Consider the following 20,984-nt stretch of genomic DNA (forward strand, 5'->3'; position numbering starts at 1 on the left):
TGTCCCCCGAAGGAGACCTGATGATGCGCACGATGGTCCCGAATGCCCGCCAGCAGCAGGAAGAGATCCAGTTTCGTCTGATCCTGGCGGCGACATACCCGTTCTTCCTCGCCGCCGCCGCCCTCGGGCGCGTCCGGCCGGCCCAGGCCATGTCGCGGCCGGGCCTCGCGCCTGCGCGCCGCTCCGTCTTCGGCGAGGCCCGCGCCATGGCGGTCCAGGCCATCCCCTTTGCCTTCATGGGCTGAGAGCCTCTCACAAAACTCCCGGGCACCGGGAGTTCTCCCTCTGATCGCGACAGCGCAGCGGGAGTTTTGTGAGAGGCTCTGAATGCCCTGTTCGAGATGCTTCCGTCCGGTGACGCGGGGGAAGTCAGGCCGTGACCACCCAGGCTTCACGGCTGTACCCGTCGCGCTTTTCGAGAAGCGCGGCCAACACACGGAGGTCTGAACGATGGCCGGTGGACCCGTTGCAACAGAAAGACCGAGCAGCCTCTCCGGGCTGACGGAACCGGAAGCCAAGGAGTTCCACGCGATCTTCCTGACGAGCTTCCTCATCTTCACGGCAATCGCCGTGGTCGCCCACATCCTGGTTTGGCTGTGGCGTCCGTGGCTGCCCGGACCCCAGGGTTACGCTTCGCTCGAAGGCGTCACCGATGCGGCCCGTGCCCTCGTCTCGATGATCGGCTGAGGAGGATCGCATGCATAAGGTTTGGTTGCTCTTCGATCCGCGTCGAACACTGGTGGCTCTGTTCACCTTCCTGTTCATCCTGGCGCTGCTGATCCACTTCATCTTGCTCTCGACCGACCGGTTCAACTGGCTGGAAGGTCCGAAGGCCAACAAGCAGGCGAACGCCATCACGCTGGCGCTGCCGCAGCTGCCGGCTTGACATCCGGTCTGGACCGCGGCGCGCGAGGGCCGCGGTCACCCTTTTCTTCTCTCGGCCTGATCGAGGAGCCGCCGCCATGGCGATGCTGAGCTTCGAGCGCAAATACAGGATCCGCGGCGGTACGCTGCTCGGCGGCGATCTCTTCGACTTCTGGGTCGGACCGTTCTTCGTCGGCTTCTTCGGCGTCGTCGGGCTGTTCTTCACCGTGCTCGGCACGGCTCTGGTGATCTACGGGGCGGCGATCGGGCCGACCTGGAACGTCTGGCAGATCAACATCGCCCCGCCCGACATCAGCTACGGGCTCAAGCTGGCGCCGCTCAAGGAAGGCGGCCTCTGGCAGATCATCACCTTCTGCGCGCTGGGCTCGTTCGTGTCCTGGGCCCTGCGCGAGGTCGAGATCTGCCGCAAGCTCGGCATCGGCTATCACGTGCCGGCGGCCTTCGGCATGGCGATCTTCGCCTACTTCACGCTCGTGGTGATCCGCCCATTCCTGATGGGCGCCTGGGGCTACGGCTTCCCGTACGGTATCCTCAGCCACCTCGATTGGGTGTCGAACACCGGATATCAGTATCTCCACTTCCACTATAACCCGGCGCACATGCTGGCGGTGACGTTCTTCTTCACCACGACGCTGGCGCTGGCCATGCACGGCGGCCTGATCCTGTCCGCGACCAACCCGGCCAAGGGCGAGACCGTCAAGACGCCGGAGCACGAGGACACGTTCTTCCGCGACACGATCGGCTACTCGATCGGCACGCTCGGCGTGCACCGGCTCGGTCTGTTCCTGGCCCTGGCGGCTGGGTTCTGGAGCGCGGTCTGCATCGTGATCAGCGGCCCGTTCTGGACCCAGGGCTGGCCGCAATGGTGGGGCTGGTGGCTCAACCTGCCCGTCTGGGGATGAGCGCGGCGATACGACCGGGACAATACGCATAACACGGGGCCCGCCGCTCGGGCGCGCGGATCCTCGGGGAGGGCAGGCCATGGCCTATTATCAGAATATCTTCACGGTGGCGCAGGTCCGCCCGCTCGTGCCGGATCACGGCGTTCCGGTGGCGGTCGGCGACCGGGTCGGCAAGCCGTTCAACAGCTACCTGTTCGGGCTGATCGGCAACAGCCAGGTCGGGCCGATCTACATCGGCTACATCGCGGCTTTGTCGATCACCTGCGGGCTGATCGCGTTCGAGATCATCGGGCTCAACATGTGGGCCTCGGTGAACTGGAGCCCGATCCAGTTCGTCCGGCAATTGCCGTGGCTCGCGCTCGAACCACCGCTGCCCAAATACGGGCTCCGGGTGCTGCCGCCGCTGAACGAGGGCGGCTGGTGGCTGATCGCCGGCTTCTTCCTCACCGCCTCGATCCTGCTCTGGTGGGTCCACCTCTACCGGCGGGCCCGGGCGCTCGGCCTCGGCACCCACGTGCCGTGGGCCTTCGCGTCGGCGATCTGGCTCTACCTCGTCCTCGGCTTCATCCGGCCGGTGCTGATGGGCTCGTGGTCGGAGGCCGTGCCGTTCGGGATCTTCCCGCACCTCGATTGGACCGCGGCGTTCTCGCTCCGCTACGGCAACCTGTTCTACAACCCGTTCCACATGCTCTCGATCACGTTCCTCTACGGATCGACCCTGCTGTTCGCGATGCATGGCGGCACGATCCTGGCCTGCTCGCGCTACGGGGCCGAGCGCGAAATCGACCAGATCGTCGATCGCGGTACCGCCACCGAGCGCGCCGCCCTGTTCTGGCGCTGGACCATGGGCTTCAACGCCACGATGGAGTCGATCCACCGCTGGGCGTGGTGGTTCGCGGTGCTCACCACCCTCACGGGCGGCATCGGCATCCTGCTCACCGGCACCGTGGTCGACAACTGGTACCTCTGGGCGGTCAAGCACCACGTCGCGCCGAACTATCCGCAGGTCTACGGCCCGATCGTGGATCCCGCCCATCTCGCACCCGGCATGAAGCCGTGAGGAGGCCGTCATGAAGACGATTCTGGCGGTTGTCGGTGGGGCGCTCGCCCTCTTCCTCACCATCGCGATGTTCGGCGGCGCGGGTTGGACCCACCCGCCCATGGCGGTCAAGCAGACCGGCTTCCGCGGCACCGGCATGGACCTGATCCGGACCCGGGCCGGCAACGAGGCGCTGTCGGAGGCCAACAGGGCTCCGGCACCGGCCGACCCGGCCGATGCCGGTGGCGACAAGGCCTCGGCGGTCTACGAGAACGTCCAGGTGCTGGGCGATCTCTCGGCCGAGCAGTTCAACCGTGTCATGGTGTCGATGACCGAATGGGTCGCACCGCAGCAGGGCTGTACCTACTGCCACAGCACCGAGAACATGGCCTCCGACGAGCTGTACCAGAAGCGCGTCGCGCGCCGCATGCTCCAGATGACCCAGTATATCAACGCGTCCTGGAAGGAGAACCACGTCCACGAGGCGGGCGTGACCTGCTACACCTGCCACCGGGGCAATCCGGTGCCGGCGAATATCTGGTTCGACCGTCCGGTCCAGGGTGCGGGACGGTTCATCCCGCGCAACAACAGCCAGAACCTCGCCTCGGCGGAAGTCGGCAACACTTCGCTCCCCTACGACGTGTATCAGGCTTTCTATCAGCACAAGGAGACGTCGGAGGACGCGGTTCGGGTCAACGCCACCACGGCGCTGCCTGAGACCAAGGGCAAGCCGATCCAGGATGCGGAGAAGACCTTCGCGATCATGATCAGCATGTCGCAGTCGCTGGGGGTGAACTGCACCTTCTGCCACAACACCCGCTCGGTGGCGCAGTGGGACACGAGCACGCCGAACCGCGTCCATGCCTGGTACGGCATCCGCATGGTCCGGGATCTGAACCAGGACTACATGACGCCACTGACCTCGACCTTCCCGACCAACCGCCTGGGCGTTCTCGGCGATGCGCCGAAGATCAACTGTGCCACCTGCCACAACGGCGCGAACAAGCCGCTCAACGGCGCCAACGTGATCGGGCCCTACCCCGAGCTGTCGCACCCGACCATCGAGGCCAGCCTGCCCACCGGCGAGGCCAAGGACCCGATCCCGGGGACGCAAACGCCGGCCCTGAAACCCACGAAGCCCTGACGTGTGGGGAGGCGGAGCCCGAGGCTCCGCCGCCCGCAAGCCACAGGGAACCTCCGCGGTTTAGGGGCGTCGATATCGGCGGCCAAGCTCGGCCTCGGGAGGCGCCCGTGACGATCACCATCTCGAACCTCCAGCCGCTCATCGCGATTCTCGCCGGGATCCTGATCCTGGTGATGCCGCGGCTGCTCAATTACATCGTGGCGATCTACCTGATCGTCGTCGGCGTCATCGGCTTGGGAATACTGCACTGAGCCGCCGCGCGCCAAAGTTGCTGCGCCACACCTGACAGACCGGCATCGCCGTCATACGGGTGCGCACAACGCCATCGTGCGTTCATCTTGCGTTGCGGTGCGGGATGGTCCAACCCCGCCCATCAGCTCGGCCGGAGCCGGGCATCAGATATGGACGGGATCGACATGGCGACCGGCAGCGCGAAGTGGGTCTACGCCTTCGGCGACGGCAAGGCGGAGGGCAAGTCGCAGATGCGCGACCTGCTCGGCGGCAAGGGCGCCAACCTCGCTGAGATGTCCAACCTCGGCCTGCCGGTTCCCCCTGGCTTCACCATCACGACCGAGGTCTGCACCTACTACTACGACCATGGGCAGTCCTTTCCGCCGGAATTGAAGGATCAGGTTACCGCGGCGCTGGCGCAGGTCGGAGCGCATACCGGTCGCAAATTCGGCGACTCCACCAACCCGCTCCTCGTCTCGGTCCGCTCCGGTGCCCGCGCCTCGATGCCCGGCATGATGGACACGGTGCTGAACCTCGGGCTCAACGACGAGACCGTCCTGGCGCTGGCCAAGGAAGCCGAGGACGAGCGCTTCGCCTACGATTCCTACCGCCGCTTCATCACCATGTACTCGAACGTCGTGCTCGGCGTTGAGCACCACGCCTTCGAAGAGGCGCTGGAGCAGTACAAGGAGGGCAATGGCTTCGAACTCGACACCGAACTCGGCGCCGCGGACTGGAAGACCCTGATCCAGACCTACAAGACCATTGTACGCACCGAACACGGCTCGGACTTTCCGCAGGGCGCCGATGACCAGCTCTGGGGCGCGATCGGCGCGGTGTTCGACTCGTGGATGATCCCGCGAGCCAAGAAGTACCGGGAGCTGAACAGCATCCCGGAGAGCTGGGGCACGGCCGTCAACGTCCAGGCCATGGTGTTCGGCAACATGGGGGACACCTCCGCCACCGGCGTCGCCTTCACCCGCAACCCGTCGACCGGCGAGAAGGCGCTCTACGGCGAGTTCCTGATCAACGCCCAGGGCGAGGACGTGGTGGCGGGTATCCGCACGCCGCAGAACATCACCGAGAAGGCCCGGATCGAGGCCGAGAGCGACAAGCCTTCCATGGAGAAGGCCATGCCCGAGAGCTTCGCGGAGCTGACCCGGATCTACGGGATCCTGGAGTCGCACTACCGCGACATGCAGGACATGGAGTTCACCATCGAGAAGGGGAAGCTCTGGATGCTCCAGACCCGCAACGGCAAGCGCACGGCGAAGGCCGCCTTGCGCATCGCCGTGGATCTGGCGGGCGAGGGTGTGATCTCCCGGGAGGAGGCGATCGGCCGGGTCGAGCCCGGGGCGCTGGACCAGCTCCTTCACCCGACCATCGACCCGAAGGCCGACCGCAAGGTCATCGCCTCGGGTCTGCCGGCCTCCCCCGGCGCCGCGACCGGTGAGATCGTGTTCAACTCGGAGGACGCCGAGGCTCACCGCAAGGCCGAGCGCAAGTGCATCCTCGTGCGGATCGAGACCTCGCCCGAGGACATCCACGGCATGCACGCCGCCGAGGGCATCCTGACCACCCGTGGCGGCATGACCAGCCACGCGGCCGTGGTCGCCCGCGGCATGGGCAAGCCCTGCGTGTCCGGCGTCGGGTCGATCCGAATCGACTACAAGGCGCAGACCATGACGGTCGGCGGCGTAACGCTGAAGGCCGGCGACAAGATCACCATCGACGGCTCGTCCGGACAGGTCATCCAGGGCGAGGTGAAGATGCTGGAGCCCGAGCTGTCCGGCGACTTCGCCACGCTCATGGAGTGGGCGGACGTGTTCCGCGGCATGAAGGTCCGGGCGAATGCCGACACGCCGACCGATGCGCGGACCGCGCGCAACTTCGGCGCCGAGGGTATCGGCCTCTGCCGCACCGAGCACATGTTCTTCGAGGGCGACCGCATCATCGCGGTGCGCGAGATGATCCTGGCGGACGACGCCGAGGGCCGCCGGGCGGCGCTCGCGAAGATCCTGCCCTACCAGAGGCAGGACTTCGTCGAGCTGTTCACGATCATGTCCGGTTTGCCGGTCACGATCCGCCTGCTCGACCCGCCGCTCCACGAGTTCCTGCCGCACTCCGACGCCGAGGTCGCCGAGGTCGTGAAGGCGACCGGCGTGTCTGAGGAGAAGATCCGGCACCGGACCCGCGAGCTGTCCGAGCACAACCCGATGCTCGGCTTCCGCGGCTGCCGCCTCGCCATCGCGTTCCCGGAGATCGCCGAGATGCAGGCCCGGGCGATCTTCGAGGCCGCCGTGCAGGCTGCGGCCGATACCGGCAGCCCGGTCACGCCCGAGGTGATGGTGCCGCTGGTCTTCACCCGCGCCGAGTTCGACATCGTGAAGGCGCGCATCGACGCCATGGCGAAGGCGGTGGCCGAGGAGAAGGGCGCGACCCTCGACTATCAGGTCGGCACCATGATCGAGCTGCCGCGGGCGGCGCTGAAGGCCGGGGAGATCGCCGAGACGGCCGAATTCTTCTCCTTCGGTACCAACGACCTGACGCAGACGGCGCTCGGCATCTCCCGCGACGACGCCGCGACCTTCCTCGGCCCCTACACCCAGAAGGGGATCCTGCCGGCCGACCCGTTCATCACCATCGACCAGGAAGGCGTGGGCGAGTTGGTGCGGATCGGCGTCGAGCGGGGTCGCAAGACGCGCCCCGATATCAAGCTCGGCATTTGCGGCGAGCATGGCGGCGACCCGGCCTCGATCGGTTTCTGCCACGAGGTCGGGCTCGATTACGTGTCCTGCTCGCCCTACCGGGTGCCGATCGCGCGCCTCGCGGCGGCCCAGGCGTCGCTGGGCAAGGTGTCCGGCAAGGAGGGCTGAGCCCTACCGGGGAGGGCGCTCGGGTGGCGTCCTCCACCGGTTCTCAACCACGCGCGAGAGGAGCCGCTGAAAAGCTGGCTCTTTCGACGAACTCGACTTCCGATACGGTGTTGACCCATTGAGCCGATGGGTCGGACGTGCCTTTCTTCGATCCGCGGCGGGTTCAGTGTCACCCGTCAGAATCACCGGCCATGATCCAGACCGATCCCACGCCCCTCGGCCTCACCGAACCGCAGGCCATCGTCGCGGTGCCGCGTGCTGCCGTGCGCGCCTATCTCGCACTCGTGGCGGCACTCGGTGGAATGATGACCGCCGGGATGCTCATGATGTCGGTTGCGACGAACAGCGGCAACGAGGCCGATCGCATCGCAGCGACTCAGGATGACGGTTACGCGGCGACGCTGGTATCGGCGTTGAGCGTCAACCTGTCGAAGCCGCTGCGCTGACGTCTGTATCGCGCTGACGCCGCTCGACGGCCAATCCACACCTGTCTCAGCGGGGAGCGAAGCGTATCGCCTCGACATCGGCTGGAGTTCAGCAACTCAACGTCCCCCGGACGCTGCCCGTGTCGCCGATCCGGTGAACCGGGCTGCCGCGAGCTCGTCGCCGGGGCTGCGGGCACTGAACCGCGTCGTCGTGCGCTCCGGCGCAGCAGCCAGGATGGCATCCGGCGCTGCGTCGCGAACGCGGGTCGTGGCGATCCGAACAGGCGCGCCGCGGCTCGCGGGTGCCGCCACCGATCCGGCCGCGACGGTCTCGAACAGGGCACGCAGCTGCAACTTGGCGTCGGCATCCGGGGCGACCAGGGTGCGGGCCCGGACTGGCTCGACGGGCGAGGGTTTCGCCAGCGCACGGATCTCGGTCGCGACCGGAAGGTTGGCCATGCCGCCGTTCAGCGCGGCGAACTGCACCGGGCGCGGCGGTGGCAGCGGCATCGTGAGCGCTGCCACGACGGTGGCGAGGTCCGACGGTCGGCGCGGCGGAAGGGGCGTCACGACGGCAGCGATGGCCTCCTCGGCCTTCGAGGCCGGGGGTGCGGCAGTGAGCAGGGCCTTCGCATCCACATTTCTGGCATCCGGCGCCTTCGCAAGCTCGCGCTGGACGAGAGAGCCGCGCAGGGCGTCGTCGGCAGCGGGCGCGGCGTAGGCGAGGGCGGAGCGGGTCCCGACCGTATCCTGCGGATCTGCACTCGCCACGGCGATAACGGGGGCGCGACGCGTCTTCGCTGCCACGGGCGCAGGCGGCGGTGGAGCGGGCGGCTCGGATCGGCCGCCTCCGAACAGGCTGGCAAGGAAGCCGAACAGGCCCGGTCCGTCCTCCTCTTCGCCACCGCCGGCCATCTGGGTGGTGATGCCGGCGACGGTACCGCCGCGGGCCAGAATCTCGGCCTTCGCCTCCTCGTAGCGCGGGAAGGGGCGGTTGTCGCTCGCGAGGTGGACCGTCTTGCCGTCCGGGAACACGCGGGCAAGCTGATCGTGGGTCATGCGCGGCCACATCCGCACCGAGCCGACATCGAGGTGGATGAACGGCGTGCCCGCATGCGGATACCAGCCCACGCCGCCGCGTTGCATCTGGAGCCCGACCTCGCGGATCCGGTCGATCGGCACGTCCGGCAGATAGAAGTCCATCGCCTTGCCCAGCATATGCTGGCTGTATTCGGCGACCATCTTCGAGCGGCGGCGCAGCATCGCGTTGGTGCCGGGCGAGCGATAGGCCGAGACGATGTGGATCGCCTGTCCCGAGCCGACCTGCCGATAGGCCTCCCAGACCGTATCGAACAGGCGCGGATCCATCTTGATCGGCTCGTTGATGCGCCAGTCGCGCAGGAGCCAGTTCAGCTGCTCGAGGGCCGCGCGGTCGTAGCGCCCGTCGCGCTTGAACGTGATGGTCGCGCTCTCTTGCGTGTGGGTGTGGTAGATCGTCAGCGCGCGGGTATCGCCGTTGGCGACCGCGTTCTCGGTCTCGGCGGTTCCGGCCAGGATTCCCAGCGCGATTCCCGACAGGGCGAGGGCGAGCTTTCGGAGGGTTGGAAGGCTCGGCACGACGGTCCTGATCCTCTCCAGCCCGCTGCGGCTCGCTCGGAACGTGCCCGGCTATCGGCAGAAACGGCTAAAGCTGGACCGTGGCGAAATCGTGCCCGGATGTGTGTCCGCGCACGTGAAAGTTGCGATCTCGGTCGCCGATTGGCCGAAGGCTACCAGTAGCTGCGAGGCCCGGCCGGCTGCGGCGCCGGGGTCCATAGGCCGGGCTCACCGTATTCCGGCGCATCGTCGGCGCGGGCGGCCCGGCGCAGATGGTGCCGTGGCGGAGCAGCCTCTTCGTAGCGACCGGTGGGCCATTCGTCGGCCACCTGCCGATGGGCGGGGCGGCGCTGGGCGGTGTGAACCTTCGGAGGTGCCGGAACGGCCTCGGCCTTGCGGCGGGGCGCTTCGTCCGGCAGCCGGGCGATCGCCGCCCCGCCGCCGCCGGGCAGCCCGAGGGCCGCCCGCATCGGCGCGTCGTAGCCGTAGAGATCGGGCAGCGTGCGGTAGGTGCCGCTGTCATCCATGTAGGCCGTGAAATAGGCGAGGTGGACCGGAAGCTTCTCGGGCAGCCGGAGCGTGCGCTCGCCCTTGCCGATCAGCTTCTTGAGGCGTTCCTCGGACCAGTCCGGCAACACCGCGTCGGCGAGGCGGAACGGGTCGTCCACGCGCACGCAGCCGTGGCTGAAGTCGCGCTTGGCAGCGGAGAACAGCGAGCGGTTCGGCGTGTCGTGCAGGTAGACCGCGTGCTGATTCGGGAACATGAACTTGATGAAGCCCAGCGCATTGCGCTCTCCCGGGGGCTGGCGCAGCGAGATGTGCCCGCCGCGGCGGACCACCTCGTAGCCGCCCCAGGTCTTGCCGCCGTAGCCGGCGAGCTTCGGTGCCATCGTCTTGAGGATCGAGGGCGGCACGTACCAGGACGGGTTGACGACCGCGTATTCCATCAGCCCCGAGAACAGCGGCGTGCGCGAGTCGGGCTTGCCGACGATGACCCGGGCCTCGTCGCGCAGGACGCCGCCGCGATAGGCCCGCAGGCGATATTCCGGCACGTTGACCAGGATGTAGTCCGGGCCGAGATCCCCCGGCAGCCAGCGCCACCGCTCCATGTTGACGATCAGTTCGGCCTCGCTGCCGGTCGGACGCGCGCTCCGGCCGGCATCGGCAAGCGCCAGCACGGTCTGGACGTTCAGGATGCCGGTGGCGGGCAGGCCCCGGCCGCGCTGAAACTTGGACACCGCGTCGGCGACGGTGGAATCGTAGGTGTCCGGCTCGCCGGGGCCCTGGTCGAATGTCCCGGTCGGGCGGCTGTCCAAACCGAAATGCGCGCGCAGCAGCGGAACGCGGGGATCATGCATGCCGAGGCGCAGGGCTGGGCCGGAAGGCAGCCGCAGCGGCTTGACGGCGGCCGGCGCCGGACCGCGCAGGGAAGCGAGCCGGGCCTTAAGTGCGCGGTAGCCCGGCGTGGCCGGATTGTAGCCCTCGAGCACATCGCCGGCCTTCGCACCGGCGTCACCGAGCTTGGTCAGCACGTCGTTCCCCGCCGGCAGGTCGAGATGCGGCGTGATCAGGCGTGAGATCGCGGCGAGATTGACACGGCCACCCCGGGCGTCGCGCGCGTACAGCACGGCCGCTGCGGACAAGCGCAGATCGGCATCCGCGACCGCTTTCTCGTCCGGTTTCCCAGGCAGGTTCGGGATCGTGTAGGCGCTGGCGTCCAGGCCGTCCTCTCCGGCCGCCGCCAGTCGGGCCGCGACGGCTTTGGCGGCCTCGGTCCACGCGCCGTCGGCGATCCACAGGGGCTTGCCGGCGCGGGCTTCGTAGAACGCGCGGATGGCGTCGCGCTCCTTGGTCGTCACGCGCAACAGCAACGGCGCCGGATCGGCAAGGCGGGCCGATACGGCCGCGCCCAGGGGATCGGTCGGGGCCACGGGCGCGGCTGCGGCGGGCGCCGGCTCGGCGGCGGGGGCTTCGGGCTTGTAGTCCGGAAGCGCAGCCGGGGCCGCGTTCGGCGGCGGGGTCGGCGAGGGCGACACCGCGACCGGCCCGGCGACGGAGGTGTCGAGCGCCGCCGTATCGGCAGCCAGAGCGGCCGACGCCACCGTTCCGGTCAAGAGGGCGGCCAACGCCATGAGGCTTGAGCGCGGGACGCGCATCGTGTTCTCCCGGGGAGCGGCGACAGGACCGCACGCGCAGATTGTGATTATCCGCGCAAGCGTGGCGTTCAGCAACCGCAGTCCATCAAGTCGAAGGCTTGGTTGGAGAGGGCCGACCGATCATTGAGCGATCGGATATTTCTGTTTCGAGAATGTTCGATCCGTATTGCGCAGCTGTGTCGAGATTCCGCTGCGCGCGGATGTGGCGTATTCGCCCGGTGTGCTAGCGCACGCGCAATCGGCTCAGGCGGCGTCCTCGCTCTTCTCGTCGCCTTCGAGACCGAGGTCCTTCAACTTCCGGTACAGGGTCGACCGGCCGATCCCAAGACGACGCGACACCTCAGACATGCGCTGCCGGTAGAATTGCAGCGCATAGCGGATGATCTCGGCCTCCAGCACATCCATCGGCTTCATCTCGCCGGTCTCCTCGGCGACAAGCGACATGGCGTGCGGATCGCGCACCTCGACCCGAACGATCTCGCGCACGGGCTCCGGGGCATAGGCGGCCATCTGCGCCTGCATGGGGACGGGTGGGATCCGGACGTCGAACCCCTCAACCTGCGCGGCGATCTGCGGAAATTCGGTCACCGTCAGCTCGTCGCCGTCGGCCAGCACCACGGCCCGGAACAGCGCATTCTCCAGCTGCCGGACGTTGCCCGGCCAGGGATAGCGGGTCAGGAGCGCCATCGCCTCGGGGGTGATCGCCCGTACGCGCTTGCTCTCCTCGGCGGAGAAGCGCGCGCAGAAGGAGCGGACGAGATCCGGGATATCCTCCCGGCGCGCCCGCAGGGGCGGCAGGGTCATCGGGAAGACGTTGAGGCGGTAATAGAGATCCTCGCGGAATTTGCCCTGCTTCACCAGATCGAGGAGCGAGCGGTTGGTGGCCGAGACGAGGCGGATATCGACCCGGACCGGACGCTTGGCCCCGACCGGATCGACCTCGCCTTCCTGCAGGGCGCGCAGCAGCTTCACCTGCGCGTCGAGGGGCAGTTCGCCGATCTCGTCGAGGAACAGGGTGCCCCCCGAAGCCTCCACGAACTTGCCGGCATGCTTCTCGGTGGCGCCCGTGAACGCCCCCTTCTCGTGGCCGAACAGGGTCGATTCCACGAGGTTCTCGGGGATCGCCCCGCAATTGACGATCACGAACGGCTTGCCGCGCCGGTCGCCCGATCCCTGGATCGCCCGGGCCAGCACCTCCTTGCCGACGCCGGACTCCCCCTCGATCAGCACCGGGATGTTGGATTTCGCAGCTCGCTCGGCGAGGCGGATGACCCGCTCCATGTCGGGGCTCTTGGAGGCGAGGTCCTTGAAGGTCAGGACGCCGGAGGCGCGGCGGCGCATGCGGCGCACCTCCTCCTCCAGCGTATCGACTCGCAGCGCGTTCTTGATCGAGACCTGCAACCGCTCGGCGCCTGCGGGCTTGACCACGAAATCGACCGCCCCGGCCCGCATGGCCGAGACGACCGCGTCGATTGATCCGTTGGAGGTCTGCACGATGACGGGAGTCGCAAGTCCGCTCTTGCGCATCTCGGCCAGCACGCCGAGTCCGTCGAGCCCCGGCATGACGAGATCGAGGAGCACCACATCGGCACCCTCGGATTTGAGCACGATCAGCGCGTCGGCGCCGTTCTCGACCACGCGGGCCTCGAAGCCGAAGCGGCGCACCGCCGCTTCGGCGAGGCGCCGCTGAACCGGATCGTCGTCCACGATGAGCACGGTGGTGGACATGGCGGCTCCCTGACGGGCACGCGGACCGGGCCGGCGACGCGGGAGCGATCCCGGACACCTGCTCCGATTCGGCAGCTGTTTCGTTTCGAGCCGGAGGGTGAACCACAGACGTAAAGTGCCGCTTAACGACGTTTGCACTGTCCGGCCGGATCGAGGTCGCGCGCCCCGCCAACCCGCCGCGTTGAACGCGTGGCGGCCCACTCGATATCAGGCTACGGAGCCAACTCCCCGTGAAAGGAACGCACGACATGATGCCGAGCCCCACCGCGTCGCCGGTGATCGTCCGTCTGCCCGAAGGCGTGAGCGCCGCGCGCGCCGCCGCGAAGGCGGCCGACCTCGGTGTTCTTCCCGAATGGGACCTGACGGACCTCTACGCCGGCCTCGACGACCCGAATTTCTCCGCCGACATGACCCGGGCCGAGGAGGAGTGCCGCCGCTTCTCCGAGACTTATGCCGGGCGAATCGCCGAGATCGCCGCCGGGCCCGACGCCTCCGTGCGCCTTGCCGAGGCCGTACGGGCCTATGAGGGAATCGAGGACCTGCTCGGAAAGCTGATGTCGTTCGCCGGTCTCGTCTATTCCGGCGACACGACCGACGAGGCCCGGGCCAAGTTCTACGGTGACACGCGCGAACGCCTGACCAACGCCTCGGCCGACCTGCTGTTCTTCGCCCTCGAACTGAACCGGGCCGAGGATGCGGTGCTGGACGCCGCGATGGCGCAGGGACCGCTGGCCCATTACGCGCCGTGGATCGAAGACCTGCGCCGGGAGAAGCCGCACCAGCTCGACGACCGCACCGAGAAGCTCTTCTTGGAGAAGTCGGTCACCGCGAATGCCGCCTGGGACCGGTTGTTCAACGAGACCATCGCGTCGCTGCGCTTCACCGTGCAGGGCGAGGAGATGCCGCTGGAGCCGACACTCAACAAGCTCCAGGATTCCGACGGCGCGGTCCGCAAGGAGGCTGCCGGCGCGATCAGTTCGGTGCTGCGCGGGCAGCTCCGGGTGTTCACGCTGATCACCAACACGCTCGCCAAGGACAAGGAGATTTCCGACCGCTGGCGCGGCTTCAAGGACGTGGCGGAGGCCCGTCACCTCGCCAACCGGGTCGAGCCCGAGGTGGTCGAGGCGCTGGTCGATGCCGTGCGGACGGCCTATCCGCGTCTGTCGCACCGCTATTACAAGCTGAAGGCCAAGTGGTTCGGGCAGGAGACGCTGCCCTATTGGGATCGCAACGCACCGCTGCCAAAGGTCGAGCAGCGCACGATCCCCTGGATCGAAGCGCGCGACACGGTGCTGTCGGCGTACGACGCCTTCTCGCCCGAGATGGCGGGCATCGCCAAGCGCTTCTTCGACGAGCGCTGGATCGATGCGCCGACCCGGCCCGGCAAGGCCCCCGGCGCCTTCGCGCACCCGACCGTGCCCTCGGCCCATCCCTATGTGCTGGTCAACTACCAGGGCAAGCCGCGGGACGTGATGACGCTCGCCCACGAACTCGGTCACGGCGTCCATCAGGTCCTCGCCGGCCCCAACGGCGCGCTGATGGCGCCCACGCCCCTGACGCTCGCCGAGACCGCGAGCGTGTTCGGCGAGATGCTGACCTTCCGCAAGCTGCTCGCTGCCACGACCGACACGACCCAGCGCCGGGCCATGCTCGCCGCCAAGGTCGAGGACATGATCAACACGGTGGTGCGCCAGATCGCGTTCTACTCGTTCGAGCGGAAGGTGCATCTCGCCCGCGCCAAGGGGGAGCTGACGACCGACCAGATCAACGCCCTGTGGATGTCGGTGCAGGCGGAATCGCTCGGACCTGCGATCACGCTGGACGCGGGTTATGAGCCGTACTGGGCCTACATCCCGCACTTCATCCACTCGCCGTTCTACGTCTACGCCTACGCGTTCGGCGACTGCCTCGTGAACTCGCTCTACGGGGTCTATGCGAAGGCCGAGGCTGGCTTTGTCGATCGCTACTTCGCGCTGCTCGCGGCCGGCGGTTCGAAACCCTACGGCGAGCTGCTCGCGCCATTCGGCCTCGACGCGAAGGATCCAGGCTTCTGGCAGATCGGCCTCGGCATGATCGAGGGGATGATCGTGGAGCTGGAAGGGATGGAAGGGCAGGCCTGACAGAACCGCTTCCAGAACGACATCCTGGATGTTATACTCAATGTATAACATCCAGGGGTTGATGATGAAGCTCGAAGTCAAGCGTGTCGGCAACTCGACCGGACTGATCTTGCCGAAGGAACTCCTGGGCCAGCTTAATCTGACCCAGGGCGATTGGCTGTACGTCACAGAGAATGCGGACGGCTCCGTTCGGCTGTCGCCCTACGATCCGGCATTCGAGAAGGGCATGAAAATCGCCGAGAAGGCGATGAAGACTTATCGCAATGCCCTGGCGGAACTCGCAAAATGAGTTTCGGTCAGGAGATCGAGTGGCTCACGAGCGATCTCGTTCAGGCCATTCACGCTCAGCAGCTCCGGCTCTTCGGCGGCCCGCCGGGTTTGCGCGACGAGGGCGCTCTCGAGTCCGCGCTCGGGAGACCAAAGAATCGGGTCGCGTATGCCGAAGACGCCGAAAAAATCGATCTCGCCGAATTGGCCGCTGCATACGCGTTCGGCATCGCCAAGAACCATCCGTTCATCGATGGCAATAAGCGAGCCGCACTTCTGGCGCTCGTGACGTTTCTCGGGATGAACGACATCGATTTCGTTGCCGATGAAGCGGAAGCAGTGCTGATGATCCGGGGCCTCGCCGCCGGCGAGATCGACGAAGCCGGTCTCATCCGCTGGATCCGGGACAACTGGCCGGCCTGAGCCCCGCGGCGCAGGGCCCCACGCCCCTGGTGTCCGCCCCGGCGCGGCATATCTGCTTCGTGGCAGCAGACGAGCAGATCGAGACATGGCCGAGATCGACCGCGAAGCGAACCGCTTCTCCGCCCGTGCGGGCCGCTATGCCAGCGTCGGTGCCAATGTCGGCGGCGTCGCCGCCCGGATGGCGATGGCCCGGCTGTTCGGCAAGGAGGGGACCACCAACGCCGCCGCCCTGGCGCAGGCGCTAGGCGGTCTGAAGGGACCGATCATGAAGGTCGCGCAGTTGCTGGCCACCGTGCCGGATCTGCTGCCGCCTGAATACGCAGCCGAGTTGCAGAAGCTCCAGGCCGATGCACCGCCCATGGGCGCGGCGTTCGTCCGACGCCGGATGCAGTCCGAGCTGGGAGCCGGGTGGCAGGACCGCTTCGGCAGCTTCGACCTGAAGCCGGCCGCCGCGGCCTCCCTGGGCCAGGTTCACCGCGCAACCAGCAAGGGCGGCGAACGGCTTGCCTGCAAACTGCAATACCCGGACATGCAATCGGCGGTCGAGGCCGATCTGAAGCAGCTCGAGGTCGCGTTCGCGCTCCACCGCCGGATGAATTCCTGGCTCGACACGCGGGAGATCGCGAAGGAGATCGGCGCGCGTGTGCGCGAAGAGCTCGATTACGAGCGCGAGGCAAAGCACGCCGCCCTGTACAGCGCCGTACTCAAGGATATTGCGGCGGTACGCGTCCCCGAGGTGTTCCCCGAACTCTCGACCAAGCGCCTGCTGACGCTCGGATGGCTGGACGGCGACAGGATCCTGGGCTTCGCCGATGAGCCGGTCGAGATCCGCAACCGTATCGCTCAGGCGATGTTCAAGGCGTGGTGGCACCCGTTCAGCCGCGCTGCGGTGATCCATGGCGACCCGCATCTCGGCAACTACACGGTGTTCTCCGAGGGCGGGGAGGCCGCTGGCATCAACCTGCTCGATTATGGCTGCGTGCGCATCTTCCACCCGCGATTCGTCGGCGGCGTGGTGAACCTCTACCGGGGGCTGCTGGAGAACGACACGGCGCGCATCGTGCACGCCTACGAGGTCTGGGGTTTCAAGGCCCTCGACAAGGAGAAGATCGAGATCCTGAATATCTGGGCTCGGTTCATCTACGGGCCGCTTCTCGAAGACCGCACCCGCACCGTCGCCGACGGCGTGAAGCCGGGCGAGTACGGCCGACGGCAGGCGTTTGAGGTGCATCAGGCCCTCAAGGAGCGCGGGCCGGTGACTGTCCCGCAGGAATTCGTCTTCATGGACCGCGCCGCCGTTGGTCTTGGCGCCGTCTTTCTCCATTTGCGGTCGGAGCTCAATTACCACAGGTTGTTTGAGGCGGAGATCGAGCACTTTTCGCTGGATGAACTCACGCAGCGTCAGAGCCAAGCCCTGGCCGCTGCTGGGCTTCCGGAGCCCGCCTGAGACGGCCCGCGACCCCTATCGGGCGTCGATCAATTGCGTGCGTCCGATTGCGGCAGATAGGCGCTTGCGTTACATCCCACCGTGACCGCAAGAAGTCGCGTCTTAGGGATACGAGCGCACGATGGCTGAGAGTGAGACGGTGGCCGGACACACCTACAGCCCGGCGATGGACGCAAAGACCCACGAGCAGACCTATCGCGGCTTCGTCCGCTTCGTCGAGATCGGCAGCGGGGTCGTTATCTGCTGGGTCCTGGCCCTGGCGATCGGCGGCATTCGCGAAGCGTGGCTCCTGGCCATCCTCAGCGTGATCGCGTCCGGCGCGGCCGGTGCAATCGGTGCGGTGGCCCCGGCCGTCGGATGGCGGGGTCCCCTGGTCGTGGCCGTCCTGCTTCTTCTCTACCTCTTCTTTGCCTGAGCGTATTCCGGTCGGTCCATTGGACCGGTCTTGCCGTATCGTGACCCGCTCGCGCCCTGCGAAGCGGCTTACTTGTGCACGGCGTGCAATTAGATTGAGCACAAGTTACATTCCCACCGTTTTCATCGCAGACTTGAAGCTTAGCATCTCGTAAAGCCGCGCGGGTTCGCGCATTCGGAATGCCGAGCTTGTTCAGGGGAATCCGCGCATGCGTATTGCTGTGCTGTCCGAGACGGACTCCGCGGAACCGCGCGTCGCTGCGGTTCCCGAGACTGTCAAGAAATTCAAGGCGTTGGGCGCCGACGTGGTGGTGCAGTCCGGTGCGGGCACGAAGGCCGGCATTCTGGACGACGAATATGAGGCTGCCGGCGCGACGGTCGCGGGAAGCGCCGAAGACGCGGCGCGGGATGCCGACCTCGTGCTGAAGGTCCGTCGGCCGAGCCCCGAGGAACTACCCCTCTTCAAGCGCGACGCCGCCGTGGTGGCCATCATGGACCCCTACGGCAACGAAGATGCCCTCAAAGCGATGGCGGATGCCGGCATCGCGGGCTTCTCGATGGAGCTGATGCCGCGCATCACCCGGGCCCAGGTGATGGACGTGCTGTCGTCCCAGGCGAACCTCGCAGGCTACCGTGCGGTCGTGGACGGTGCCGCCGAGTATGGCCGCGCCATGCCGATGATGATGACCGCCGCCGGCACCGTGCCGGCCGCCCGCGTCTTCGTGATGGGCGTCGGCGTCGCGGGGCTCCAGGCCATCGCCACGGCCCGGCGTCTCGGCGCGGTCGTGACCGCGACCGACGTGCGTCCGGCCACCAAGGAGCAGGTCGAATCGCTCGGCGCCAAGTTCGTCGCCGTCGAGGACGACGAGTTCAAGCAGGCCGAGACCGCGGGCGGCTACGCCAAGGAGATGTCGGAAGGCTATCGCGCCAAGCAGGCGGAGCTTGTGAAGGTCCACATCGCCAAGCAGGACATCGTGATCACCACCGCGCTGATCCCGGGTCGCCCGGCGCCGAAGCTCGTCTCCGAGGAGATGGTGGCTTCGATGAAGCCGGGTTCGGTCCTGATCGATCTTGCGGTCGAGCGCGGTGGCAATGTCGCCGGCGCCAAGCCGGGCGAGATCGTCACCACGGAGCGCGGCGTGAAGATCGTCGGGCATCTCAACGTGCCCGGGCGGCTCGCCGCCACGGCCTCGAGCCTCTACGCGCGCAATCTCTACGCCTTCGTCGAAACGCTGATCGACAAGGAGTCGAAGGCGCTGAACATCAAGTGGGACGATGAGCTGGTGAAGGCCACGAATCTTACCCGCGACGGCGCAGTGGTGCACGCCTCCTTCCAGTCCAAGACCGATGGGCCCGCCTCGGAAGCCGCTTCCGTGGGCCTCGCCAAGTCCGAGGCCGGCAAGGGTTCCGCCGCCGCCTCGAGCGCGCACTAAGCTTCCGTCGCGAGGAGTAGCAGAATGGCAACCGTCATCGTCCCTCCCGACCAAGCGGCCGATCAGGCCCGCGTGCTGGCCGACGCCGCCCGCGCCGCCGCCGCGGTGGCGCAGAACGCCGCCAACCAGGCGCAGTTCATCGCCGACGGCATGGGTCACGGTCTCAGCGCAGCCACGGGCGGCGCCGTCGATCCCACCGTCTTCCGGCTCGCGATCTTCGTGCTGGCGATCTTCGTCGGCTACTACGTGGTCTGGTCGGTGACCCCGGCCCTGCACACGCCCCTGATGTCGGTCACCAATGCGATCTCCTCGGTGATCATCGTCGGCGCGATCCTCGCTGTCGGCGTGCCGCTGATCGAGAAGGGAACCGGGATCGCCCGGTTCTTTGGTTTCATCGGCATCGTGCTTGCCAGCGTGAATATCTTCGGGGGCTTCCTCGTCACGCAGCGCATGCTCAGCATGTACAAGAAGAAGGGCTGAGCTCGTGTCAGAGAACATCTCCTCCCTTCTCTATATCGTCTCCGGCGTTCTGTTCATCATGGCGCTGCGGGGGCTCTCGCACCCCACCACCTCCCGGCAGGGCAACCTGTACGGCATGGTCGGCATGGGGCTCGCCATCCTCACCACCCTGGTCGGCCATCCGCCGGCCGGGTTCGGCGCCTGGATCCTGGTGCTGCTCGGCCTCGGAATCGGCGGTGGCGCCGGCGCGGTGATCGCCAAGCGCGTGTCGATGACCGCCATGCCGCAGCTCGTGGCGGCCTTCCACTCGCTGGTCGGCCTCGCGGCGGTGTTCGTGGCGGCCGGCGCCCTCTACGCACCGCAGGCCTTCGGCATCATCGAGAACGGCCACTACCACAAGCAGTCGCTGTTCGAGATGGGCCTGGGCGTCGCCATCGGCGCCATCACGTTCACGGGCTCGGTGATCGCCTTCGCGAAGCTCGACGGCCGGATGTCGGGCAAGCCGATCATGCTGCCGCAGCGCCACCTGATCAACGCGTTGCTGGCCGCCGGCCTCGTGCTGATGCTCGCGCTGTTCATCGGCACCGAGTCGAAGGTCCTGTTCTGGCTGATCATCCTCGCCTCGCTGGTGCTGGGCGGCCTGATCATCATACCGATCGGCGGCGCTGACATGCCGGTGGTCGTGTCGATGCTCAACTCCTACTCGGGTTGGGCGGCGGCCGGCATCGGCTTCACCTTGGGCAATCTCGCGCTGATCATCACCGGCTCGCTGGTCGGCTCCTCGGGCGCGATCCTGTCGTACATCATGTGCCACGCGATGAACCGGTCGTTCATCTCGGTCATCCTCGGCGGCTTCGGCGGCGACACCGCCGCGGCTGGTCCTGGTCAGGTCGAGACGCGGCCGGTGAAGCAGGGCTCGGCCGACGATGCGGCCTACATCATGAAGAACGCCGAGCGGGTCATCATCGTCCCGGGCTACGGCATGGCGGTCGCCCAGGCGCAGCATAGCCTGCGCGAGATGGCCGACATGCTGAAGAAGGAGGGCGTCGATGTGAAGTACGCCATCCACCCGGTGGCGGGCCGCATGCCGGGCCACATGAACGTCCTGCTCGCCGAGGCGAACGTGCCCTACGACGAGGTGTTCGAGCTGGAGGACATCAACGGTGAGTTCCCGCAGGCGGACGTCGCCTTCGTGATCGGCGCCAACGACGTCACCAACCCGGCGGCCAAGACCGACAAGGCCTCGCCGATCTACGGCATGCCGATCCTCGACGTGGAGCGGGCCAAGACCGTGCTGTTCATCAAGCGTGGCATGGGCTCGGGCTATGCGGGCGTCGAGAACGAAGTGTTCTTCCGCGACAACACCATGATGCTGTTCGGGGACGCCAAGAAGGTGGTCGACCAGATCCTCAAGACCTTCTGACGCATCGGGTCCGGCG

Annotated in this window: 20 protein-coding genes; 17 read left to right on the forward strand and 3 right to left on the reverse strand. The window is 67.2% G+C overall.

Annotated features, from left to right (window positions below):
• The first annotated feature begins 23 nt into the window (after positions 1-23).
• From MKK63_RS28900 to MKK63_RS28940, 9 genes are all read left to right on the forward strand, one after another.
• Positions 24-245, forward strand: a complete 222-nt coding sequence (locus MKK63_RS28900) for a hypothetical protein (RefSeq protein ID WP_244007835.1) — start codon at positions 24-26, stop codon at positions 243-245.
• Positions 246-450: 205 nt separating this feature from the next.
• Entirely contained in the window at positions 451-687 is a 237-nt protein-coding gene (pufB, locus tag MKK63_RS28905) for a light-harvesting antenna LH1, beta subunit (RefSeq protein WP_243919611.1), read from the forward strand.
• Between the two features lie 10 nt (positions 688-697).
• Positions 698-886, forward strand: a complete 189-nt coding sequence (gene pufA, locus MKK63_RS28910) for a light-harvesting antenna LH1, alpha subunit (protein ID WP_243919609.1) — start codon at positions 698-700, stop codon at positions 884-886.
• Between the two features lie 76 nt (positions 887-962).
• Positions 963-1,787: a photosynthetic reaction center subunit L gene (gene pufL / locus MKK63_RS28915; RefSeq protein WP_244007622.1), complete on the forward strand. Its 825-nt coding sequence runs from the start codon at positions 963-965 to the stop codon at positions 1,785-1,787.
• Positions 1,788-1,866: 79 nt separating this feature from the next.
• A complete protein-coding gene (pufM, locus tag MKK63_RS28920) occupies positions 1,867-2,847 on the forward strand; it encodes a photosynthetic reaction center subunit M (RefSeq protein ID WP_244007624.1) in 981 nt (326 codons plus the stop codon).
• Between the two features lie 10 nt (positions 2,848-2,857).
• Positions 2,858-3,970: a photosynthetic reaction center cytochrome PufC gene (gene pufC, locus MKK63_RS28925; protein WP_244007626.1), complete on the forward strand. Its 1,113-nt coding sequence runs from the start codon at positions 2,858-2,860 to the stop codon at positions 3,968-3,970.
• A 107-nt stretch (positions 3,971-4,077) separates the two neighbouring features.
• Positions 4,078-4,221 carry a DUF3096 domain-containing protein gene (locus MKK63_RS28930; protein WP_012319762.1) on the forward strand — a complete coding sequence of 48 codons (144 nt, stop codon included), beginning with the start codon at positions 4,078-4,080 and terminating at the stop codon, positions 4,219-4,221.
• Positions 4,222-4,386: 165 nt separating this feature from the next.
• On the forward strand, positions 4,387-7,077 hold the full coding sequence (gene ppdK / locus MKK63_RS28935; RefSeq protein ID WP_244007837.1) for a pyruvate, phosphate dikinase: 2,691 nt from the start codon (positions 4,387-4,389) through the stop codon (positions 7,075-7,077).
• 191 nt (positions 7,078-7,268) lie between these two features.
• Positions 7,269-7,523 carry a hypothetical protein gene (locus MKK63_RS28940; RefSeq protein ID WP_244007628.1) on the forward strand — a complete coding sequence of 85 codons (255 nt, stop codon included), beginning with the start codon at positions 7,269-7,271 and terminating at the stop codon, positions 7,521-7,523.
• A gap of 96 nt (positions 7,524-7,619) precedes the next feature.
• Here MKK63_RS28940 and MKK63_RS28945 read toward each other — a convergent pair whose 3' ends face one another.
• From MKK63_RS28945 to MKK63_RS28955, 3 genes are all read right to left on the reverse strand, one after another.
• Positions 7,620-9,119 carry a DUF882 domain-containing protein gene (locus MKK63_RS28945; protein WP_244007630.1) on the reverse strand — a complete coding sequence of 500 codons (1,500 nt, stop codon included), beginning with the start codon at positions 9,117-9,119 and terminating at the stop codon, positions 7,620-7,622.
• A 152-nt stretch (positions 9,120-9,271) separates the two neighbouring features.
• A complete protein-coding gene (locus MKK63_RS28950) occupies positions 9,272-11,254 on the reverse strand; it encodes a murein L,D-transpeptidase (protein ID WP_244007632.1) in 1,983 nt (660 codons plus the stop codon).
• Positions 11,255-11,497: 243 nt separating this feature from the next.
• Entirely contained in the window at positions 11,498-12,982 is a 1,485-nt protein-coding gene (locus tag MKK63_RS28955; protein ID WP_244007634.1) for a sigma-54-dependent transcriptional regulator, read from the reverse strand.
• A gap of 248 nt (positions 12,983-13,230) precedes the next feature.
• Here MKK63_RS28955 and MKK63_RS28960 point away from each other — a divergent pair, with 248 nt between their 5' ends.
• The 8 genes from MKK63_RS28960 (at position 13,231) to MKK63_RS28995 (ending at position 20,968) form a co-directional block, all read left to right on the forward strand.
• Positions 13,231-15,102 (forward strand): M3 family oligoendopeptidase, encoded by a 1,872-nt coding sequence (locus tag MKK63_RS28960; protein ID WP_244007636.1) that lies wholly within the window; start codon positions 13,231-13,233, stop codon positions 15,100-15,102.
• A gap of 64 nt (positions 15,103-15,166) precedes the next feature.
• Positions 15,167-15,391, forward strand: a complete 225-nt coding sequence (locus tag MKK63_RS28965; protein WP_243919684.1) for an AbrB/MazE/SpoVT family DNA-binding domain-containing protein — start codon at positions 15,167-15,169, stop codon at positions 15,389-15,391.
• Positions 15,388-15,792, forward strand: a complete 405-nt coding sequence (locus MKK63_RS28970) for a type II toxin-antitoxin system death-on-curing family toxin (RefSeq protein WP_244007638.1) — start codon at positions 15,388-15,390, stop codon at positions 15,790-15,792. The genes MKK63_RS28965 and MKK63_RS28970 overlap by 4 nt, the downstream gene beginning before the upstream one ends.
• 85 nt (positions 15,793-15,877) lie before the next feature.
• Positions 15,878-17,239, forward strand: coding sequence for an ABC1 kinase family protein (locus MKK63_RS28975; protein WP_244007640.1), 1,362 nt, complete (start codon positions 15,878-15,880; stop codon positions 17,237-17,239).
• Between the two features lie 121 nt (positions 17,240-17,360).
• A complete protein-coding gene (locus MKK63_RS28980; protein ID WP_244007642.1) occupies positions 17,361-17,654 on the forward strand; it encodes an aa3-type cytochrome c oxidase subunit IV in 294 nt (97 codons plus the stop codon).
• A 208-nt stretch (positions 17,655-17,862) separates the two neighbouring features.
• On the forward strand, positions 17,863-19,086 hold the full coding sequence (locus tag MKK63_RS28985; RefSeq protein ID WP_244007644.1) for a Re/Si-specific NAD(P)(+) transhydrogenase subunit alpha: 1,224 nt from the start codon (positions 17,863-17,865) through the stop codon (positions 19,084-19,086).
• A gap of 24 nt (positions 19,087-19,110) precedes the next feature.
• The gene (locus tag MKK63_RS28990) at positions 19,111-19,566 is read left to right on the forward strand and encodes a proton-translocating transhydrogenase family protein (protein WP_243919588.1); all 456 of its coding nucleotides are present in this window, start codon (positions 19,111-19,113) and stop codon (positions 19,564-19,566) included.
• 4 nt (positions 19,567-19,570) lie between these two features.
• Positions 19,571-20,968: an NAD(P)(+) transhydrogenase (Re/Si-specific) subunit beta gene (locus tag MKK63_RS28995; RefSeq protein ID WP_244007647.1), complete on the forward strand. Its 1,398-nt coding sequence runs from the start codon at positions 19,571-19,573 to the stop codon at positions 20,966-20,968.
• Positions 20,969-20,984: the final 16 nt, after the last annotated feature.

This window comes from Methylobacterium sp. J-088, from assembly GCF_022829295.1.
GTDB lineage: Bacteria > Pseudomonadota > Alphaproteobacteria > Rhizobiales > Beijerinckiaceae > Methylobacterium.